The organism is Apibacter sp. B3706, from assembly GCF_011082725.1.
In the GTDB taxonomy this organism is placed as follows: Bacteria; Bacteroidota; Bacteroidia; order Flavobacteriales; family Weeksellaceae; genus Apibacter.
On record NZ_CP049715.1, the window covers coordinates 1,665,401 to 1,684,016 of the forward strand.

Annotated in this window: 18 protein-coding genes; 6 read left to right on the forward strand and 12 right to left on the reverse strand. The window is 30.1% G+C overall.

Annotated elements, in window-relative coordinates; genetic code table 11:
* Positions 1-4: 4 nt before the first annotated feature.
* From cls to trpS, 5 genes are all read left to right on the forward strand, one after another.
* Complete coding sequence (cls, locus tag G8C41_RS07365; RefSeq protein WP_166006998.1) at positions 5-1,504, forward strand: cardiolipin synthase; 1,500 nt, start codon at positions 5-7, stop codon at positions 1,502-1,504.
* A gap of 234 nt (positions 1,505-1,738) precedes the next feature.
* Positions 1,739-5,134, forward strand: coding sequence for an isoleucine--tRNA ligase (gene ileS, locus G8C41_RS07370; protein WP_166007000.1), 3,396 nt, complete (start codon positions 1,739-1,741; stop codon positions 5,132-5,134).
* Positions 5,135-5,136: 2 nt separating this feature from the next.
* On the forward strand, positions 5,137-5,514 hold the full coding sequence (locus tag G8C41_RS07375) for a TraR/DksA family transcriptional regulator (RefSeq protein ID WP_105297303.1): 378 nt from the start codon (positions 5,137-5,139) through the stop codon (positions 5,512-5,514).
* A gap of 5 nt (positions 5,515-5,519) precedes the next feature.
* Positions 5,520-6,161 carry a lipoprotein signal peptidase gene (locus G8C41_RS07380; RefSeq protein ID WP_166007002.1) on the forward strand — a complete coding sequence of 214 codons (642 nt, stop codon included), beginning with the start codon at positions 5,520-5,522 and terminating at the stop codon, positions 6,159-6,161.
* A gap of 132 nt (positions 6,162-6,293) precedes the next feature.
* Entirely contained in the window at positions 6,294-7,259 is a 966-nt protein-coding gene (trpS, locus tag G8C41_RS07385) for a tryptophan--tRNA ligase (protein ID WP_166007004.1), read from the forward strand.
* A gap of 180 nt (positions 7,260-7,439) precedes the next feature.
* Here the strand turns inward: trpS and G8C41_RS07390 are convergent, their stop codons facing one another.
* From G8C41_RS07390 to G8C41_RS07410, 5 genes are all read right to left on the reverse strand, one after another.
* Positions 7,440-8,108: a GIN domain-containing protein gene (locus tag G8C41_RS07390; RefSeq protein ID WP_166007006.1), complete on the reverse strand. Its 669-nt coding sequence runs from the start codon at positions 8,106-8,108 to the stop codon at positions 7,440-7,442.
* Between the two features lie 99 nt (positions 8,109-8,207).
* Positions 8,208-8,567 carry an arsenate reductase family protein gene (locus G8C41_RS07395; RefSeq protein WP_160568429.1) on the reverse strand — a complete coding sequence of 120 codons (360 nt, stop codon included), beginning with the start codon at positions 8,565-8,567 and terminating at the stop codon, positions 8,208-8,210.
* 1,035 nt (positions 8,568-9,602) lie between these two features.
* Complete coding sequence (locus G8C41_RS07400) at positions 9,603-10,853, reverse strand: hypothetical protein (protein WP_166007008.1); 1,251 nt, start codon at positions 10,851-10,853, stop codon at positions 9,603-9,605.
* Positions 10,854-11,244: 391 nt separating this feature from the next.
* On the reverse strand, positions 11,245-11,658 hold the full coding sequence (locus G8C41_RS07405; protein WP_166007010.1) for a hypothetical protein: 414 nt from the start codon (positions 11,656-11,658) through the stop codon (positions 11,245-11,247).
* Positions 11,655-12,722, reverse strand: a complete 1,068-nt coding sequence (locus tag G8C41_RS07410; RefSeq protein ID WP_166007012.1) for a helix-turn-helix domain-containing protein — start codon at positions 12,720-12,722, stop codon at positions 11,655-11,657. Before G8C41_RS07410 ends, G8C41_RS07405 begins: the two co-directional genes overlap by 4 nt.
* A gap of 601 nt (positions 12,723-13,323) precedes the next feature.
* Here G8C41_RS07410 and G8C41_RS07415 point away from each other — a divergent pair.
* A complete protein-coding gene (locus tag G8C41_RS07415) occupies positions 13,324-13,947 on the forward strand; it encodes a DUF6037 family protein (RefSeq protein WP_166007014.1) in 624 nt (207 codons plus the stop codon).
* 476 nt (positions 13,948-14,423) lie between these two features.
* On the opposite strand, the gene mnmE is transcribed toward G8C41_RS07415, so the two are convergent.
* The 7 genes from mnmE to rpmB all read right to left on the reverse strand — a co-directional run bounded on the left by mnmE (position 14,424) and on the right by rpmB (position 18,575).
* On the reverse strand, positions 14,424-15,797 hold the full coding sequence (mnmE, locus tag G8C41_RS07420; RefSeq protein WP_166007016.1) for a tRNA uridine-5-carboxymethylaminomethyl(34) synthesis GTPase MnmE: 1,374 nt from the start codon (positions 15,795-15,797) through the stop codon (positions 14,424-14,426).
* A 20-nt stretch (positions 15,798-15,817) separates the two neighbouring features.
* Positions 15,818-16,414: a peptide deformylase gene (gene def, locus G8C41_RS07425; protein ID WP_166007018.1), complete on the reverse strand. Its 597-nt coding sequence runs from the start codon at positions 16,412-16,414 to the stop codon at positions 15,818-15,820.
* 4 nt (positions 16,415-16,418) lie between these two features.
* Entirely contained in the window at positions 16,419-16,901 is a 483-nt protein-coding gene (locus G8C41_RS07430; protein ID WP_166007020.1) for a hypothetical protein, read from the reverse strand.
* Positions 16,902-16,924: 23 nt separating this feature from the next.
* Positions 16,925-17,881, reverse strand: a complete 957-nt coding sequence (gene ftsY, locus G8C41_RS07435) for a signal recognition particle-docking protein FtsY (RefSeq protein ID WP_105297294.1) — start codon at positions 17,879-17,881, stop codon at positions 16,925-16,927.
* Positions 17,882-17,973: 92 nt separating this feature from the next.
* Positions 17,974-18,126: a DUF4295 domain-containing protein gene (locus G8C41_RS07440; RefSeq protein ID WP_105297293.1), complete on the reverse strand. Its 153-nt coding sequence runs from the start codon at positions 18,124-18,126 to the stop codon at positions 17,974-17,976.
* A 12-nt stretch (positions 18,127-18,138) separates the two neighbouring features.
* Positions 18,139-18,321: a 50S ribosomal protein L33 gene (rpmG, locus tag G8C41_RS07445; RefSeq protein ID WP_055425117.1), complete on the reverse strand. Its 183-nt coding sequence runs from the start codon at positions 18,319-18,321 to the stop codon at positions 18,139-18,141.
* Positions 18,322-18,335: 14 nt separating this feature from the next.
* On the reverse strand, positions 18,336-18,575 hold the full coding sequence (gene rpmB / locus G8C41_RS07450) for a 50S ribosomal protein L28 (protein WP_055425116.1): 240 nt from the start codon (positions 18,573-18,575) through the stop codon (positions 18,336-18,338).
* Between the last annotated feature and the right edge of the window lie 41 nt (positions 18,576-18,616).

The window sequence follows — 18,616 nt, forward strand, 5'->3', positions numbered from 1 at the left end:
AAATATGGATAAATTTATTGCATGGTTTAAATCTTTAAACTTTGAATATCTTTCAATAGTAGGAGCTGTTCTTTATACACTTGTTATTATTTATACCATCTTTAAAATAATCAAAAATACGGAAAATCCATCCAAAGCAATCGGTTATTTACTTATAGTTATTATCCTTCCCATTATTGGGGTAATATTATATTTTTCGATTGGAATGAACTACCGATTGGAAAAATTGTATAAAAGAAAATATACTCACGATCGAAACTTCTATCAGATACTCAGAAATCAAATAAATGAACATACTGAAAAGAGAATCAACAAATACAATAAATTACTGGAGGGTAAAACTCACTCAATAAGAATGTTATTAAAAGATACTTCTTCTGCTCTTTATGTGGCCGACAATACCAAGTTGCTTATCAATGGTGAAAATAAATTTAAAGAGGTTATTGAAGAATTAAAAAAAGCAACGAAACATATCCATATTGAATATTATATTTTTGCTGATGACCGTATTGGAAACGAAATTAAAGATATTTTAATACAAAAAGCCAAAGAAGGCGTAACCGTACGATTTATTTACGACGATTTTGGAAGCCATTCGTTGAACAAAAGAATGATAAAAGAATTGCGTGAAGGCGGGGTACAAGCCGCTGCTTTTTACAAAATTAAACTTTATGCTTTTGCCAACCGAATGAATTACCGAAATCACCGTAAAATCATAATCATTGATTCTAAAGTTGGTTTTATTGGCGGAATTAATGTTGACGACCGATATATTAATACTCCGAACAGCAAACTATTTTGGCGCGATACCCATTTTATGGTGAAAGGAGAAGCGGTGAACGGACTTCAATATAATTTCATAACCGATTGGAACTTTTGTTCCGGAAATGACGTCGATCCTTTTGACAAAGACTACTTTCACGCGTCTAAAGATATCACCACTAAAGACGAAAACCCCGAACTTATGCAGATTGCCGCCAGTGGTCCGGATAGCGATCGAGCAACCATAATGCTTGTATACAACGGAATTATAATGTCCAGCCGAAAGAGGCTTTATTTAACGACGCCGTACTTGATCCCTAATGAAACTATTGTTAATGCTTTAAAGTACGCAGCTTTAAGCGGAGTGGACGTTCGGATTTTGGTTCCGTATAAATCGGACAGTATCATTGTAAATGCAGCTTCGTGCGCCTATTATAAAGAGTTATTAGCCTCGGGGGTTCGAATTTACAGGTATACGAAAGGATTTGTACATGCTAAAACCATAATTTCCGACACCAATCTTTCCGTTATAGGATCAGCTAATTTGGATATGCGGAGCTTTGATTTAAATTTTGAAATAAGCGCCTTAGTTTACAGCGAAACCATTAATCAAGAACTTTACGATGCTTTTATGGAAGATATTGAAAACAGTACGGAAGTCTCCTATAAGGAATGGTTAAAAAGAAACCGATGGGTAGATTTAGGTAATTCCATAGCTAAACTTATATCACCCCTTTTATAAAAAAAATAAATAGTTAAATCTTATAAGCTAACGAAATATTTTAGGGTATAACATTCCCTATATACGGTAATTTAATTGATCTGTATTTTTTAAAAATACGATTTTTTTAAAAGTTATAAATCGCTGATTGTAATACAATAAATTAGTTTTACCATACAATTAAAGTCCATTTAAGATAGACTTTTTTTTCGTATATTCGCAAATCAATTTTTTTCGCATTTGTTTTAAAAGAAAATGAGCAATAAATTTCAAGAATATAAAGAATTAAATCTAAATAAATTTGCAGACGAAATTTTAGAATTTTGGAAAAAAAATAATATTTTCCAAGAGAGTATAAAATCTCGTGAGGGCAATCCTCAATTCGTATTTTTTGAAGGACCTCCTTCAGCTAACGGAATGCCGGGCATTCACCATGTAATGGCTCGTACCATTAAAGATATTTTCTGCCGATACCAAACATTAAAAGGAAAACAGGTCAATAGAAAAGCCGGTTGGGATACCCACGGTTTGCCCGTTGAACTTGGAGTTGAAAAGGAATTAGGTATTACCAAAGAAGATATTGGTAAAAAAATAACTGTGGAAGAATACAACAAGGCTTGTAAAGAAGCAGTTATGCGATATACCGGTGCTTGGAACGAATTAACTCAAAAAATAGGTTATTGGGTAGATTTAAATCATCCTTATATTACTTACGATCCCAAATATATGGAAAGTGTTTGGTGGTTGTTGAAACAAATTTACGATAAAAATTTACTTTATAAGGGTTATACCATTCAACCCTATTCTCCTAAAGCTGGAACAGGGCTTTCCAGTCATGAGTTGAGTTTACCCGGTGCATATAAAGATATTACAGACACTACCATTGTTGCTCAATTTAAAGCAATTAAGGAAAGCACCACTTTATTTAAGGATATTCAGGGCGATGTATACTTCTTGGCTTGGACTACCACACCGTGGACCTTACCTTCTAATACGGCGTTAACTGTAGGAGGATCTATTGATTATGTATTGGTAAAAACATTTAATCAATATACTTTTGAACCCATCAATGTTATACTCGCTAAAGAATTAGTAGGAAGTCAGTTTTCAGGTAAATTCGTACCTGCTGAATCTGATGCCGATTTTCAAGAGTATACATCTGAAAATAAAAAAATACCTTATAGAATTCTTGCCGAATACAAGGGGAAAGATTTAGTTGGAATAAAATACGAACAACTCCTTTCTTGGACATTACCGTATGAAGATGCGGATCGGGCATTTGTAGTGATTGATGGAGACCATGTGACTACTGAAGACGGTACAGGTATTGTTCATACTGCTCCTACTTTTGGTGCAGACGATGCGAAAGTTGCAAAAGAACACGGGGTACCCGGTATGTTGGTTCTTGATGAAAATCAAAATACTGTTCCTTTAGTGGATTTACAGGGTAAATTTATTTCAAGTTTACCTGAACCTTTTGCGGGAAAATATGTTCGCATTGAATATTATAACGATAACGAAGCTCCGGAACGTTCAACCGACGTTGAAATAGCCATACTTTTAAAGACCGAAAATAAGGCTTTTAAAGTAGAAAAATACAATCACAACTATCCTCATTGTTGGAGAACAGACAAACCTATTCTTTACTATCCTTTGGATTCTTGGTTTATAAAAATTACGGAAGTTCGTGATCGAATGACCGAATTAAATCAAAGTATCAATTGGAAACCTAAATCAACGGGAGAAGGTCGTTTTGGTAATTGGCTGGAAAATGCTAATGATTGGAATCTTTCCAGATCAAGATATTGGGGTACTCCCCTTCCTATTTGGAGAACCGAAGATGCTAAAGAAGAAATCATCATTGGTTCTATTCAGGAGTTGATTGATGAAATGGAAAAATCCGTAAAAGCCGGATTTATGTCTAAAAATATTTTTGAAGATTTTATTGTAGGTGATGTTTCCGAGGAAAATTACAATAAAATAGACCTTCATAAAAATATTGTAGATCAAATAGTTCTAGTTTCAGAGAGTGGAAAGCCCATGAAGCGAGAAAGTGATTTGATTGATGTATGGTTTGATTCAGGAGCCATGCCATACGCTCAATGGCACTATCCTTTTGAAAATAAGGAATTAATAGACAAACGAAAATACTATCCGGCAGATTTTATTGCTGAAGGAGTAGACCAAACTCGCGGCTGGTTCTATACTTTACATGCAATCGGAACCATGATTTTTGACAGCGTAACTTATAAAAATGTTGTTTCCAATGGGTTGGTTTTGGATAAAAAAGGAAATAAAATGTCCAAAAGTAAAGGAAATGCTGTTGAGCCTTTTGAAACCTTGGCTATGTATGGGCCGGATGCTACTCGATGGTATATGATTTCCAATGCCCAACCTTGGGATAATTTGAAATTTGATTTGGAGGGCATTGATGAAGTACGCCGTAAAATATTCGGAACTCTATATAATACCTATTCATTCTTTGCTTTATATGCCAACGTGGATGGATTCAGTTATAAAGAGGATGATATACCTTTTAAAGAAAGAAACGAATTAGATCAATGGATCCTATCCGAACTTAATCTTTTGATAGATGAAGTGGATTCTTTCTATACCGATTATGAGCCAACCAAAGCTTTACGAGCAATTAATACTTTTGTTATAGATAATTTAAGTAATTGGTATGTGCGATTATCAAGAAGACGTTTTTGGAAAGGAGAATATTCCAATGATAAGATTTCTGCTTACCAAACTCTTTATAAATGTTTGGATACTATTGCTAAGTTAATGTCTCCTGCAGCACCTTTCTATTCCGATAGATTGTATCAGGATTTAAACGCAGTTACGGGAAAAGAACCTTATGCATCGGTTCATTTAGCTTATTTCCCTGTTAAACAGGAAAATGAAATCGATTATTTATTGTTGGAAAGAACTCATTTAGCACAAAAAGTTACCACTATGGTATTTTCTTTGCGTAAAAAAGAAAATATAAAAGTTCGACAACCGTTGCAAAAAATTATGATTCCTGTTTTAAGTAACAATGACAGGGAAAATCTCGAATCCATAATACCTATAATAAAACAAGAGGTCAATGTAAAAGAAGTTCAATTATTGAACCCTGAAGAAGCTTCTGATATTATTGTAAAAGCCGTAAAACCTAATTTTAAAACGTTAGGACCTAAATTAGGTAAAGATCTTAAAGCCGTTAGCCAAGAGCTCCAACAATTATCTTCCTCTCAAATTGAAGAGTTGGAAAAGAACGGAACTATAACTCTGTCCGGCTATGAACTAAACTTGGATGATGTTGAAATTCGCACACAAGATATTACGGGATGGTTGGTTGCCAACGACGGCAAATTAACCGTTGCGCTCGATATCACTATCACACCTGAATTAAAATCTGAAGGAATTGCTCGAGAATTGGTAAATAAAATTCAAAATCTCAGAAAAGAGAATGGATTGGAAGTTACCGATAAAATATCTTTAGAAATTCAGGCGAATGAGGAAATTGAAAAATCCGTTAACGAAAATATGGAATATATATGTTCTGAAACATTAACACAGAAATTAACTTTTGTAAGTAACACTACCGATGGGACGGAATTAGACATTAATGAAATTAAAATTAAAATCGTACTAAAAAAAGTGTAATTATGACTGAAGACAGACTTAGATATTCTGACGAAGAACTTGAAGAATTCAAGATACTTATTCTTGATAAAATTGAAAAAGCGGAAAATGATTTAACTATGCTGAAAGAAGCGTTTGTTAATGATTTAAATAACGGAACGGATGATACCTCTCCTACTTTTAAAGCTTTTGAAGAAGGTTCGGAAACCATGAGTAAAGAAAGTAACTCCCATTTGGCGGCTCGTCAAGAGAAATTTATCCGTGATTTGCGAAATGCTTTAATACGAATTGAGAACAAAACATACGGAATTTGCAGAATTTCCGGAAAATTAATAGGTAAAGAAAGATTGAAAGCGGTTCCTCATGCTACCTTAAGCATTGAGGCTAAAAACAATCAATAGTAAGAATGAAGAAAGTCTTATGGATAACATTTTTTATCCTTTTATTAGATCAAGTATCAAAAATTTACATTAAAACGCATTTTCATCTTCATGAGGAAATAAAAGTTTTCGATTGGTTTTATCTTACGTATGTTGAAAATCCAGGTATGGCTTATGGAGTGCAACTTGGAGGATTCATAGGTAAAATAGGCCTGAGCTTATTGCGTTTGGTATTAATAGGCTTAATGGCTTATTATATCAACAAATGGTCTAAAAAGGCTAATACTTGGTATTTTATCATTCCGGCAGGATTAATTTTTGCGGGTGCAATCGGGAATTTGATTGACAGTACTTTTTATGGAGTCCTTTTCGATTCGGGTACAACTTATAACTCGGTTGTGAAGGATTGGTACGGATATTCGGGAATTTCCAAGCTTAATTTTAAAGGATATGCTCCTCTATTTGGGGGATGTGTCGTGGATATGTTTCGTTTTCCTCTTATAGACACTTATTTGCCCGAATGGTTTCCTGTATGGGGAGGTGAAAGGATTCAATTTTTTAATTATATATTCAATGTTGCCGATTCTTCCATCACTCTCGGAGCGATATTTCTCATAGGTGTTTATTTCTTCAAACCCGGTATGTTTCCTAAAGAGTGGATGAAATAGTTTTGTATAAAAAAGTACTCCATTTTGTATTCTTATGCGGGTTCTAATCTTTATATGGTATAATAAAAATGCATAAGTTTTTGCACTTTATATTTTAAATGTAAATTTGCATTTTATCATATAAAATATACCATGAGAGTTTTAACAGGCATACAAAGTACGGGTACTCCACATTTAGGCAATATTTTAGGAGCCATTGCACCGGCTATTAAGTTAAGCAAGGATCCTTCTAATGAATCTTTTTTCTTTATTGCCAATTTGCATTCCATGACGCAAATTAAAGATGCTGAAGTCCTTAAACAAAATACGTATGAAATAGCGGCAACCTGGCTCGCATGTGGTTTGGATATTTCCAAAACTTATTTTTACAGACAATCAGACATCCCCGAAGTAACGGAACTTATGTGGTATTTGCTTTGTTATTTCCCCTATAGCCGTTTGGCTCTGGCGCATGGATTTAAAGATAAAGCCGATCGATTGGAAGATGTAAATTCCGGGCTGTTTACTTATCCTATGCTTATGGCTGCGGATATTCTTTTATACGATGCACAAATCGTTCCGGTAGGTAAAGATCAATTGCAGCATTTAGAGATGACTAGAGATGTCGCTCAAAAATTTAACCACGTACACGGCGATGTTTTGGTAGTCCCTGAAGCCAAAATTCAAGAAAATACGATGTATGTCCCCGGAACTGATGGAAATAAAATGAGTAAATCCAGAGGAAACACGATTCAAATTTTTGCTCCTGAAAAAGAGTTGAAAAAACAAATTATGTCTATTGTAACCGATTCTACTCCATTGGAAGAACCTAAAAATCCGGATACTTGTAATGCGTTTTCTATATTTAAATTGGTAGCCACTCCTGAAGAAGTGGAAAATATGAGAGAAAACTACTTAGTCGGTGGTTACGGATACGGACATGCTAAAAATGAATTATTTAAAGTTCTTCTACGTGAATTTAGTGAAGCCAGAGAAAAATATAATTACTATATGAATCATATTGATGAACTTGAGAATATTCTTAAAGAGGGAGCTGAAAAAACAAAAAGCATAGCATCTGAAACACTCAAAAGAGTTAGAAAGTCTTTACAATTTTAAAATTTTTCAAAAAAAATTGCAGCAAAAAGATCTTTTGCTACAATTTAAACTAAACTAATTAAACTAATATTTAAATTCTTGTGTAAAAGGATACAATTTTAGTTTAATTATTTTTTTCCTGCAATTCTTTATAATAGATTTTATCTATAGCTGTATTTAATATTTTTATATAAGCTATATTTAGTATATATTCACATAACCGCCCTCGATATCTTTTTTAACTACTTCCGCTCCTCCATAGACATTAATATCTCCCCCATCTTTTATTTTGGTTTCAACTAATCCATTAGAATAAACAGATGCTGTTCCTCCGGAAGTAACTGCTACTGCAATTTTATTTGAGCCCACTTCTTTTGCATCGTAGGTGCCCCCGGATGTAATTTTAATATTTTGATGGTTTGCCAATCCAGAAATTTTGATTTCTCCTCCGGATTTTAGCTTGGCATGTATTTTGTTTACTCCAACAAGAACGGTAATCTTCGAACCTTCAGTAGCTCCGATATTTAATAGATTTTCTTCTAATTTATCATGACCGGTTATGGTTGATCCTTCGTAAGCATGTATATTATTTAACTTTTTATAATATACCTTTACGTTTAACTCATCGTCGTTCTCTAATTTCAACGTATCCATTCTAACAATTAATTCTCCGCCTTTTTTAACGATTTTTACGTCATCTTTTTTTACTCCGCTGATCTCTACTTTTTCTTCCAGTGAGGAAAGTAACGTCACAGGAATTTTATCATAAACACGCAAAACGGTAAAACTTCTTAAATTTTTAACTATTGCCTGAGCAGAAACAATCTGTATAAAAATTATCGCAAATAAAACAAATAAAAATTTCTTCATATACTTTTTTGAGATAGAATTCAATAATTAAGCCATAACTTCATTATGATTACTATATTATCAATAAGTATATTCTTATAAGGGGTATTGATGATTAGTTTAGCCTAGTAGTGCTTTTTTCCATTCTTCTTCTTTAAATCCTACTAAAATAAGAGAATAACTTATCACTAAGGGACGTTTTACCAACATTCCGTCGGTAGATAGAAGTGATAAGAGCTCGTCTTCGCTGCTTTTTTTTACTTTTTCTTTAAGATTTAATTCTTTATACAGTTTGCCTGATGTATTAAAAAATTTGTTTATGGGCAATCCTGATCTTTGATACCATTCTTTTAATTCTTCTTTCGTTGGACATTCTTTTGCTATATTTCTTTCTTTAAATTCTATGGTATTATCTTGTAACCATTTGATTGCTTTTTTACATGTGCTGCATGTGGGATAGCATAAGATTGTTATTTTCATTTCTTATATTTTTATGAAGTCAAATTTACTTTTTTTATGTGTCTAAAGTCTATTAATAATAGTTTAAAAATTAGCAAAGGGGTAATTATTTAAATTTAACTGGATCATTAGCTTTCAATTAAACCGGCTTTAAATATTGCTGGATTGATCAAATTAAGTAAACCTTATTAAATGAGAATTACTACAATACATAATCGGTTTTTTGTAATGTGAACATTAATGATCCACGTTATAATTTTAAGGTAAAAAAGTTTATAAAAATTGAATGCAGGAACTTTCTTTTTAATTGAACATTTCAATAATTCACTTTTTTCTTATAACCTTTCTTCTTTTGAAAATGTTACTCAATTTACAATAGATAATTTATCAATATTTCCTTTACTTTGCCCAACTGCTCCTACATTCATTATCGTGGAATTCCAACTTATTTATTAAATTAATCTAATTCAACTACTTTCATTGATTTTACCCTTGTACTTCCTTCGTATAATTCTATTTTATATAAAAGATATTTAGGTTTTTCTAATAAATACAGTTTTTGTACGATTAATATAACAAATTACCTTATTTAAAAGAAATATTCAATAAATTCAGATATGTAGCATAAGTAGTGTTATGAATTTATTCTATATAGCCTTGCTTTAAAAGAATTGGATGGTTAAAGTTTCGTATTTATTTAATTGAGTTTATATTAAATACATTACAGAAAATATTTAGGCATTATTGTTCGTAAAAATGCAACTTTAATGTATAAAAAGAATAAGCAATATTTAAAATCTACTCTATCAATTATTCATCCATTCAGGAAATAGAATTAATCAAAAATAAATATTAAAAGCTAAAGAATATTTATATATCTTCATTATGTATTTTTAAAAAAAACTGAGTTTGCTTGCATAAGTTAAGTAAGAAAATATTAATTTTTAAAAATAAATTTTTTATTCAAACATAAACGAGTTATCTATATAACAAAAAAAGCCTCAACTTTTTATGATGAAGCTTTATATGTTAAAATATATAATTTAAATTTACCTACTAATTTTTTTTATTTCCATAAAGTATAATATCTGAAATTATATATCTAAGTTTATCTTTTAAATCAAATTCCATATCTAATTCTTCAGCTTTATTGCACATTTCTAATAATTTAGCAAAACTTGAAATCTCATTATCAATTTTCCTATCAAATATATCAGATAATTTTTTAATTCTGCTTAATGAACTTTTAGGATTACTAATCTTTGTTAAAATTTTCATTCGCAATTCATCCGGATGCTTAATTGTTTTTATTTCTTCTAATTCTTTAATTAAATTATCACTTGTGTTAAGTATTTTATCCATATCCTTTAGTATCGAAAATACTTTCTCAGGCTTTGTTATATGATTTATTCGCACTCCATTTTCTTGTATATATTTTTTGGGATAAAGAAAGAAACCTTTATTATTTAATTGACCAACACTCAAAATGTTTAAAAAAATCAATGATCCTTGTCCTAAATCATTAGTTGAAATATTAATTGCTGTTGATACTTTTCCAAATGAGCCTGCATCTTTTAAAAGTTTTTCTGAAACTATTATTTCTAATTTTGATTCATTAATATATGCACTTTTAATCATATATTCGATACCTTTATTTAATTTCATATTTGAATGAAGGATTAACATCGAAACAACAAAACTAAAATCCACTCCATACTCATTATATTTAGTTGCAGATGTTATTCCTCGTAAATACAATTGGTTGTCATATTCTACAAGTCTATAACTTCTAAGTTTATTATACTCCTTTTGAAATTTAGATTTAGTTTTAAAATGTTGAACATTATAATTGGCTAAATCCGATTCTCCAATTTTAAAAAGATTATTAGCGTATTTGGTCATATCATATTCATCTAAAAACGTATTTTTAGAATTGTAAATAGCAATTGCGCTCAAGTCATTTTTTACTTCATCACCATCAATATATTCTTCGAATTTAAAAATAATATCTTTTTGAATTTTTCCATCTACAACCTCAATTTTTTGATAAACATCTATATCTTTTGTTTCAGCGCAAATAGAATATCTATTATATTTGGTGTTATAATAGTGAATTTTTTCAAATAAAGTATCAATGAAATCTATACATATTATTTCATCTTTAATTTTTTCTATTTCAAAAGCTTCATAAATAGCATCTTTATGTGGATGTTCCGTTATTAACTTACATAATTTTTCTACTTTTAACATCCCAGAACTCTTTTCAGCGTTAAGTCCTACTTTTTTTTGTATAAAAATATTCTCCATAATTTATTTATTTTTTTATTTCTTTAATAATTGAATTTGACAACCAAGTCTTAAAATCAATAACCTTGTCCGTATTTATGTTTCGTTTAATACACAAACCTGTTTTTTACTTTTTTGAATTAGTGAGCAACTTATTGCAACCTTTAGACTTCCATATTTTGGAGGTTGAATTGCGATAATTTTAATTTTTTAAAATATTGCTAATTAATCAAATAAAGCATTTTAAAAAGAAAAGTTATTTAAATATTGAAAAAATACTTTTGTAAAAAGAAGAATTATTTATACATTTATGATATGAGTTTATTTGAAGTATAAATAATTTTTATTCTTCTTAATTAAAATAAAGCCTAATTCAATGATTTAGGCTTTTCTTTTTAAAGCCAATTTTATGTTAAATAATCATACGGTTAAGATAATTTATATATTCCTGGTCTATATTTATAATCTTTAGAGCCTTGTCTATATCATATACATGAACATTATTTTGTTCGGCAAAATTTTTCACAAATTTGCATTTAGTAACTACTGGTAAATTATTATTCATTGCGTAATATATTGATGAAATATCTGTAATTCCAATTTTTAAATTTTCATTATTATTTTTAAAGAAAAAATCATAAAAATCATTACTTAATTCAAAAATTTTTAATTCTTCTTTATTTTTTAAATCATTTATAAGCAATCTTTCATTGAGTTCAAGATAATTTTCAGATAAATATAAATTTGAAACATAAAAAATTCCATTTTTTATCATATTTAAACTATGCATCGGTCTAATTTGCTCTATATCATTCAATACCATCATCTCAAATCAAATTCTTTACTAAATGAATTTCTTCTTAATACCGATATTGGTATGCCCGACAATTGACTAGCAACACTATCACTAAAAAGTTCTTCTCTTAATCCTTTTGCTAACAAATAATTAAACCTACTTACTTTTTCATTACTATTATAAGAAATATCTTTATTTTTCCAAGTATCGTATAAATTTTTCCATTCATAATACTTTTCCCAATTAATAATTTCGAGGCTCACTATCCTTACTAAAATTGCAAAAACTGAAATTCCATATTTACTCTTAATTCTTTTTAATTCCTCTAAAGTTATACTTCGTTCTTCCCCTATATATTCCATTAGAACATCATAAGGTAATAGCATTGCTCCAGCAAAATGATCGCAAAATCTCTCTAAATCTTCTTTTAATATATTATCATCAAATTTTAAAAGAAGATGGGCTAATTCATGTAAAACAGTAAATCTCCTCCTAGGAATATCTATATTCTTAACATTTATGACTATAATAGGAGTATATCTTTCCCAACATGAGAACCCAGCAAAACTTTCATCTTCTTCTACCTCAAATATCTTCACCCCTAAGTCTTCTAAAAAACTAACAATATCATAAATAGGTGTAATATCAAATTTCCACTTTTTCCTTAAAATCTTTGTAGCTTCTTCTATCTGTTTTTTATTTGAAATAATATCAAAATTTTTTAATGGATTCTGAAATATAATTGATGCTCCAACTAACTTTTCTAATCGGCAATATGAATTATACTTTCTATGTAATTCTCCTAAAATTTTTTTCTCAAAAAATTCTTGATTAAAAACAATTTTAAAACCTTCTCTAAATTCTATATTCCTAAGTGTAAACTCATCTGAATTATAATTTGTTCCATCTAAAATTTCAGAAATACTTATGCCTAAAGCATTTGATATTTGTACTAATTGCGATGATTTAACTTCTCGCTTACCTTCTTCAAATTTCTGAATATATGATTTAGAAAAATTTGAACGAACAGCAAGTTCTTCTTGAGAAAATCCTTTTTTCATCCTAAGTTCTCTTATCTTATCACCAATTTCCATCTTAATATTTTTTACAAATATAACAAAAAACACACATATAATCCAAATTAATTATATTTTTTTATTTTTTGTGTGTTATGTTTTGCTAAAATTTAATTAACTAAGTAACCTTACCTTTTTGTAAAATTAAAGTAATGACCTACAATCAAATATAAATTTAGTTTTATCCAATATTTTAATATCTTATTAATCAACCAAATAGTTAATTTAAAATGTTAAAATTCTTCATTTTATATTAATATCCATGAATTAAAAGTTAAAGATAATTGTTCTAACTTTATATTCTTTATTCTGATAAATTACTCTTATATAAACTTTAGAATTCTTCCGATATAATAATCTATAATTTTTAGTATTTACCATATATAATTTTAGGAAGACTAAATTTTAAAATAGTATTTTGAATATAAATGTATATTGTTAACTACAATCACAAATCTTCTTATAACTTTAATTAAAAGATTATACGACATTTTATTCTCCTTTTGATAAAAATTCATCTATTATTTTAAAGTTGTTTTACTACCTTAAAAACACATCTACAATAAATTTATATCAGATAAGTTTATTAAATATAACCACAAACTCTTAACTAAAGTATATGCAACTTAACAATTATCCTAATTTTATTCATAGAGTAGAAGAACTAAAACAAAATAAATTATTATTTGATTTTACTTTTGTAGAATTAAAATTTAAGTGTATATTATTTACTGAAATTAATACTCTTTTAATATCAAATATCTCAAAAAATAAAGGATGTATAAAATCTATAAGTAACAATGGTTTCTTAAATGGTAGTCTTCCACGTGATTTTTTGAATTCAGTAATAGAAAATATAAAAGATCATACAGGAAAAAATAAAATTACCCCATTTTGGATAGAATTAGATAAATTATTCAATGAAATAGATATTTCTAAAATAGAAAAAATTGAAGATAATGAAATAATATCTTCATTTTCAACTATTAAAACTAGAGATAAAAAATATGATAGAGATGGAGATAAACCATTTTTCAAAACATGGAGGAGAAACAATATTAAAGGAGTATCTGAAGATAACCTTAATAAAACTAAAAACTATTTTGGATATAAGATTTATCAATTGTGTAAACAAAACAAAATTAGCTCTGTATGGCAAGATACTCCTACATTGAATTCTTTATCTATGTTAAAAATAGATGAAGTAGAAAAAGAAATAAATGAAATAATTATTTCAAAGTAAATCACACTTTCCTTTATAGTTAAATAAAGTTTACTTTGTAAAATCTCTTTAATTATAACAGGTTTGTCCTATGGAATAATTACAAAATTTTCTTTTATTTCAGCCTCCAATTACACTTATAACAAGTTTAAAATAATAGATACTTTTACTACTTTTTGTTATAAATTCTTTATTACAAATTACATATTTTCTTTTAATTTCTAAATGACTTATTAACTACATTTTTATTCATTTACCACATTGAAACTAAATAGTTAATGAGTAAATCAAAAATATAAGGTAATTTCACTTTACTCATAAGGTTTTTCTAACTTTGGTCGTATAAATTTCCTAAAAAATATCATTTTAGAAAACATAGTAAGCAAATTAGTAAACAAAAATCAATTAAAAAGAATAAACAAAACAATCTAAGAATGTATTGAAAACTCTTTATTAATCGTACTTTCTACATAGAAATAAGAGTTTTAAATCAGAGATTACTTTCCAATACAAAATTTACCAAAAATGTTTCCTAGCAGTTCATCATTAGAAACTTGTCCCACGATTTCCCCGAGCGCTTCCAACGCACGTCGCAAATCAATGGCAATCAATTCGCTGCTTAATCCGTTTTGTAAACCTTCTTTACATAAAAGTAAAGATTCTCGTGCTCGAATCAAAGCATTCACATGACGTACATTAGTTACAATTGTTTGAGAAGTGGACTTTTGAGATTCTATATACGAATACATGTTTTCTTTAAGTTCTAAAAGATCCGGATTTTGCTTAACAGAAACCATCAGTACTGTATATCTATGTAAAATTTCATCGGGAATTTCAGAAACATTGAATTCGCTATTCTTATCCAGCTTAGTTAAACATACAATGATAGATACATCTTCTCTCTGAAATTTAATAAGATCAGATTTTATCTCCTCCCAATTTAACTCTGTTACATCTGCCAAATATAATATAATGGAGGCTTCCTTAGCCTTTTCCAAAGCCTTGGCTACCCCGATAGCTTCTATTTGATCTTCCGTTTCCCGTAATCCCGCCGTATCTATAAATCGAAATTGAATACCATTAATAACTAACGATTCTTCAATGGTATCGCGAGTAGTTCCCGCAATATCGCTGACGATGGCCCTTTCCTCCTGTAATAAAGCATTTAATAAGGTTGATTTTCCCGCATTTGGCTTTCCTAGAATAGTAACCGGAACCCCGTTTTTAAGAGCATTTCCGTAAGAAAATGATTCTATTAATGGATTTATAACCCCTAAAATCTTATCCATCAATTGTACTAATTGAGAACGATCGGCAAATTCAACATCTTCCTCTGAAAAATCCAATTCCAGCTCTAGAAGTGAGGCTAAATCCAATAATTCAACTCGTAATTCCTTGAGAAGAGAGGAAAATCCCCCCCTCATTTGAGATAAAGCCATGTCGTGACTGGCTTTATTTTCGGCAGAAATTAAATCGGCAACTGCCTCGGCTTGACTTAAATCTATACGTCCATTAAGAAAAGCACGTTGTGTAAATTCACCGGCCAGAGCCAATCGACACCCTTTTTTAAGTAATAAGGAAAGAATTTGCTGTTCAATATATTGGGAACCGTGACATGTGATTTCCACCAAATTTTCTGCCGTAAAAGTTTTAGGAGCTAAAAAAACGGAAACCATCACTTCATCAATCGTTTCATTTTCATCTTTAATAAAACCATAATGAACCGTATGAGAAGGTACCTCATTTAGATTTTTACCCTTAAAAACAGAATTAACTAAAGAGATTGAATTTTTACCGGAAACCCTGATAATTCCTAATGCCCCTGTTCCCGGTGGAGTAGCTAATGCACAAATAGTATCTTCAAACAACATTAATATAGATAATAAAAAAACTAGTTAGGTTTACAAAGTTTATCAATATAAAGCTTTCCTTGCAGGTGATCGAATTCATGTTGGAAAATAGTACCGGTATAATCTTCGGCGCGACTTCCGCCTAAAAATTTATGAGTAACCTTTTTTTCATTTTGGTCCGTATATTCCACCTCAATCCAGGCATAACGTTGCGAAGCTCCATATCGGTTAGGTACGGATAAACATCCGTCATTCTGAAAACATAGTAATTCGGTAGAATGAGAAATAATTCGTGGATTAATAGCAACTTCTACCGTTTTTTCTTCCTTATCCAATCGATAAAATAAAAAAACATTTCGATTTACTCCTATTTGAGGTGCTGCAATTCCTACTCCGTTTTCTTCCAACATAGTTAAGTACAGCTTCTTTATCAGCTGCTCCAAGTCTTTATTATTGTGTATTTTTTTTATTCGTTTAGAAGGTTTTCTAACAATCAGTGAATCCTCCTTGTGATTTATCTTTAAAACTCTTGCCGGAGAGTCGGGAGACTGATAAATAATTGCTTTCTCTGAAGAGGTAAAACAACTTCCGCAAGATGTTAGTATGACAAACAATGTCAGATATGCTATTTTATACATTTTTTTAAGGTTTGAGTTTTTTTGGGTTGTTGATTTTTATCAGTATTTTATTTTTACTATCCAGAAGTGTAGAAAAAAACTCGTTCATTTTTTGGAACTCTTCTGAATCCTGAGAATTTATAAACGAATATTCCTTACCGGAACATAAGACTATCTTGTATTTAGTATCTTTCCCATCATACAAACGTTTACTTTCACCGCTTTTAATTTTTTCAAGTAAATGAATATCTAAAGTAGATTCTAATTTTTTCCAAACGTCTTCAGGCGTTTTTTCCAGTTCTTTTGCGATTGTGTTCGTTCTTCTGATAATTGAATGATACGAACTATTCTCTTGAGTAATCATAAAAGATTCTTCCCAACCATTCATTCCTCCATAATTAGAATACTCAACTTTGCAAAGCTTATCCTTGCTAACCGTTTTAGGTTGCTGAGATTTACAAGCAAAGCAAGTAACCAGCATGATAACTAAATAGATAATTCTTTTCACTTTAGAATGAAATGCTTAAACTTTTAATTTTTTTTGAAAAAGCTGTCTACAAACTCATATTTATTAAAGGGTTGGAGATCTTCCATTTTTTCGCCCACTCCAATATATTTTACCGGAATTTTAAACTGGTCGGATATACCGATCACTACTCCTCCTTTGGCTGTACCGTCTAATTTGGTAACCGCTAAAGCACTAACTTCGGTAGCTGCCGTGAATTGTTTGGCCTGTTCAAATGCATTTTGTCCGGTGGAACCGTCTAATACCAATAATATTTCATGAGGAGCATCGGGAATTACTTTTTGCATAACCCTTTTTATTTTACTAAGCTCATTCATTAAATTAACCTTATTATGCAAACGACCCGCAGTATCAATTAATACCACATCGGCACCTTGCGCTTTGGCAGATTGAACGGTATCAAAAGCCACAGAAGCAGGATCTGATCCCATGCTTTGTTTAATTATTGGAACCCCTACCCTTTCAGACCATATGACTAATTGATCTACGGCTGCCGCTCGGAACGTATCCGCCGCTCCTAATATAACTTTCTTTCCTTGTTGTTTAAATTGATAAGCAAGTTTTCCTATAGTCGTTGTTTTTCCAACTCCATTAACTCCCACTACCATGATAACGTACGGTTTTTTATCCTCCGGAATTTCAAATTCAGAATCAGAACTTTTATTTTCTGCCAATAAATTCATAATTTCTTCTTTTAGAATTTGATCTAATTCTGAAGTATTCATAAATTTATCTCTTGCAACCCGTTCTTCTATTTTTTTTATTATTTTAAGTGTGGTTTCAATTCCTACATCCGAAGAAATCAGCACTTCTTCCAATTCATCAAGAACCTCATCATCGACTTTACTTTTTCCTGCAATAGCTCTCCCAATTTTATCAAAAAAAGATCGGCTAGATTTTTCCAATCCCTTGTCTAATGTTTCTTTTTTCTCTTTTCCGAAAATTTTCTTAAACCAACTCATATAGGATATATAATATAACAAAAATAAAAAAAAAATCATTCACAATGAAGTGAATGATTTTTTTAAAACCTTAAAAACCTATGTTATGAAAACTATTTCTGTTTTAAAAATGTGTCTACGTTATCCGCATTCACAACTTTTTCTTCAAAAACGTAAGCTCCGGATTTAGGAGACTTAACCATTTTGATCACTTTGGTCATTTTTTTAGATTCTGTACGTAATGTTGCTACAACCTTCTTTGCCATGACTAAAATTTATTATTTAATTTCTTTGTGTATAGTATATTTTTTTAACACCGGATTGAATTTTTTCAATTCAATTCGTTCCGGAGTATTCTTTTTGTTCTTAGTTGTTATATAACGAGACACTCCCGGCATTCCACTCTCTTTATGCTCAGTACATTCTAAAATTACTTGTACTCTATTACCTTTCTTTGCCATTTTAATTTTAATTTTTAGTAATTGATAAGACCTTGTTTACGAGCTCTTGCTACAGCTTCTTCAATTCCTATTTTATCTATAATTCTTAAACCATGTGCAGATACTTTTAAAAATACCCAAGCATCTTCTGATGGTAAATAGAATTTTTTCTCCATCAAATTTATTTCAAAACGTCTTTTTGTTTTGTTATTGGCGTGCGACACATTATTTCCTACCATTGCACGCTTTCCTGTTATTTGACAAATTCTAGCCATTATCTTAAATCTAAATAATATTCTTTTTCCTTGAATCGGGT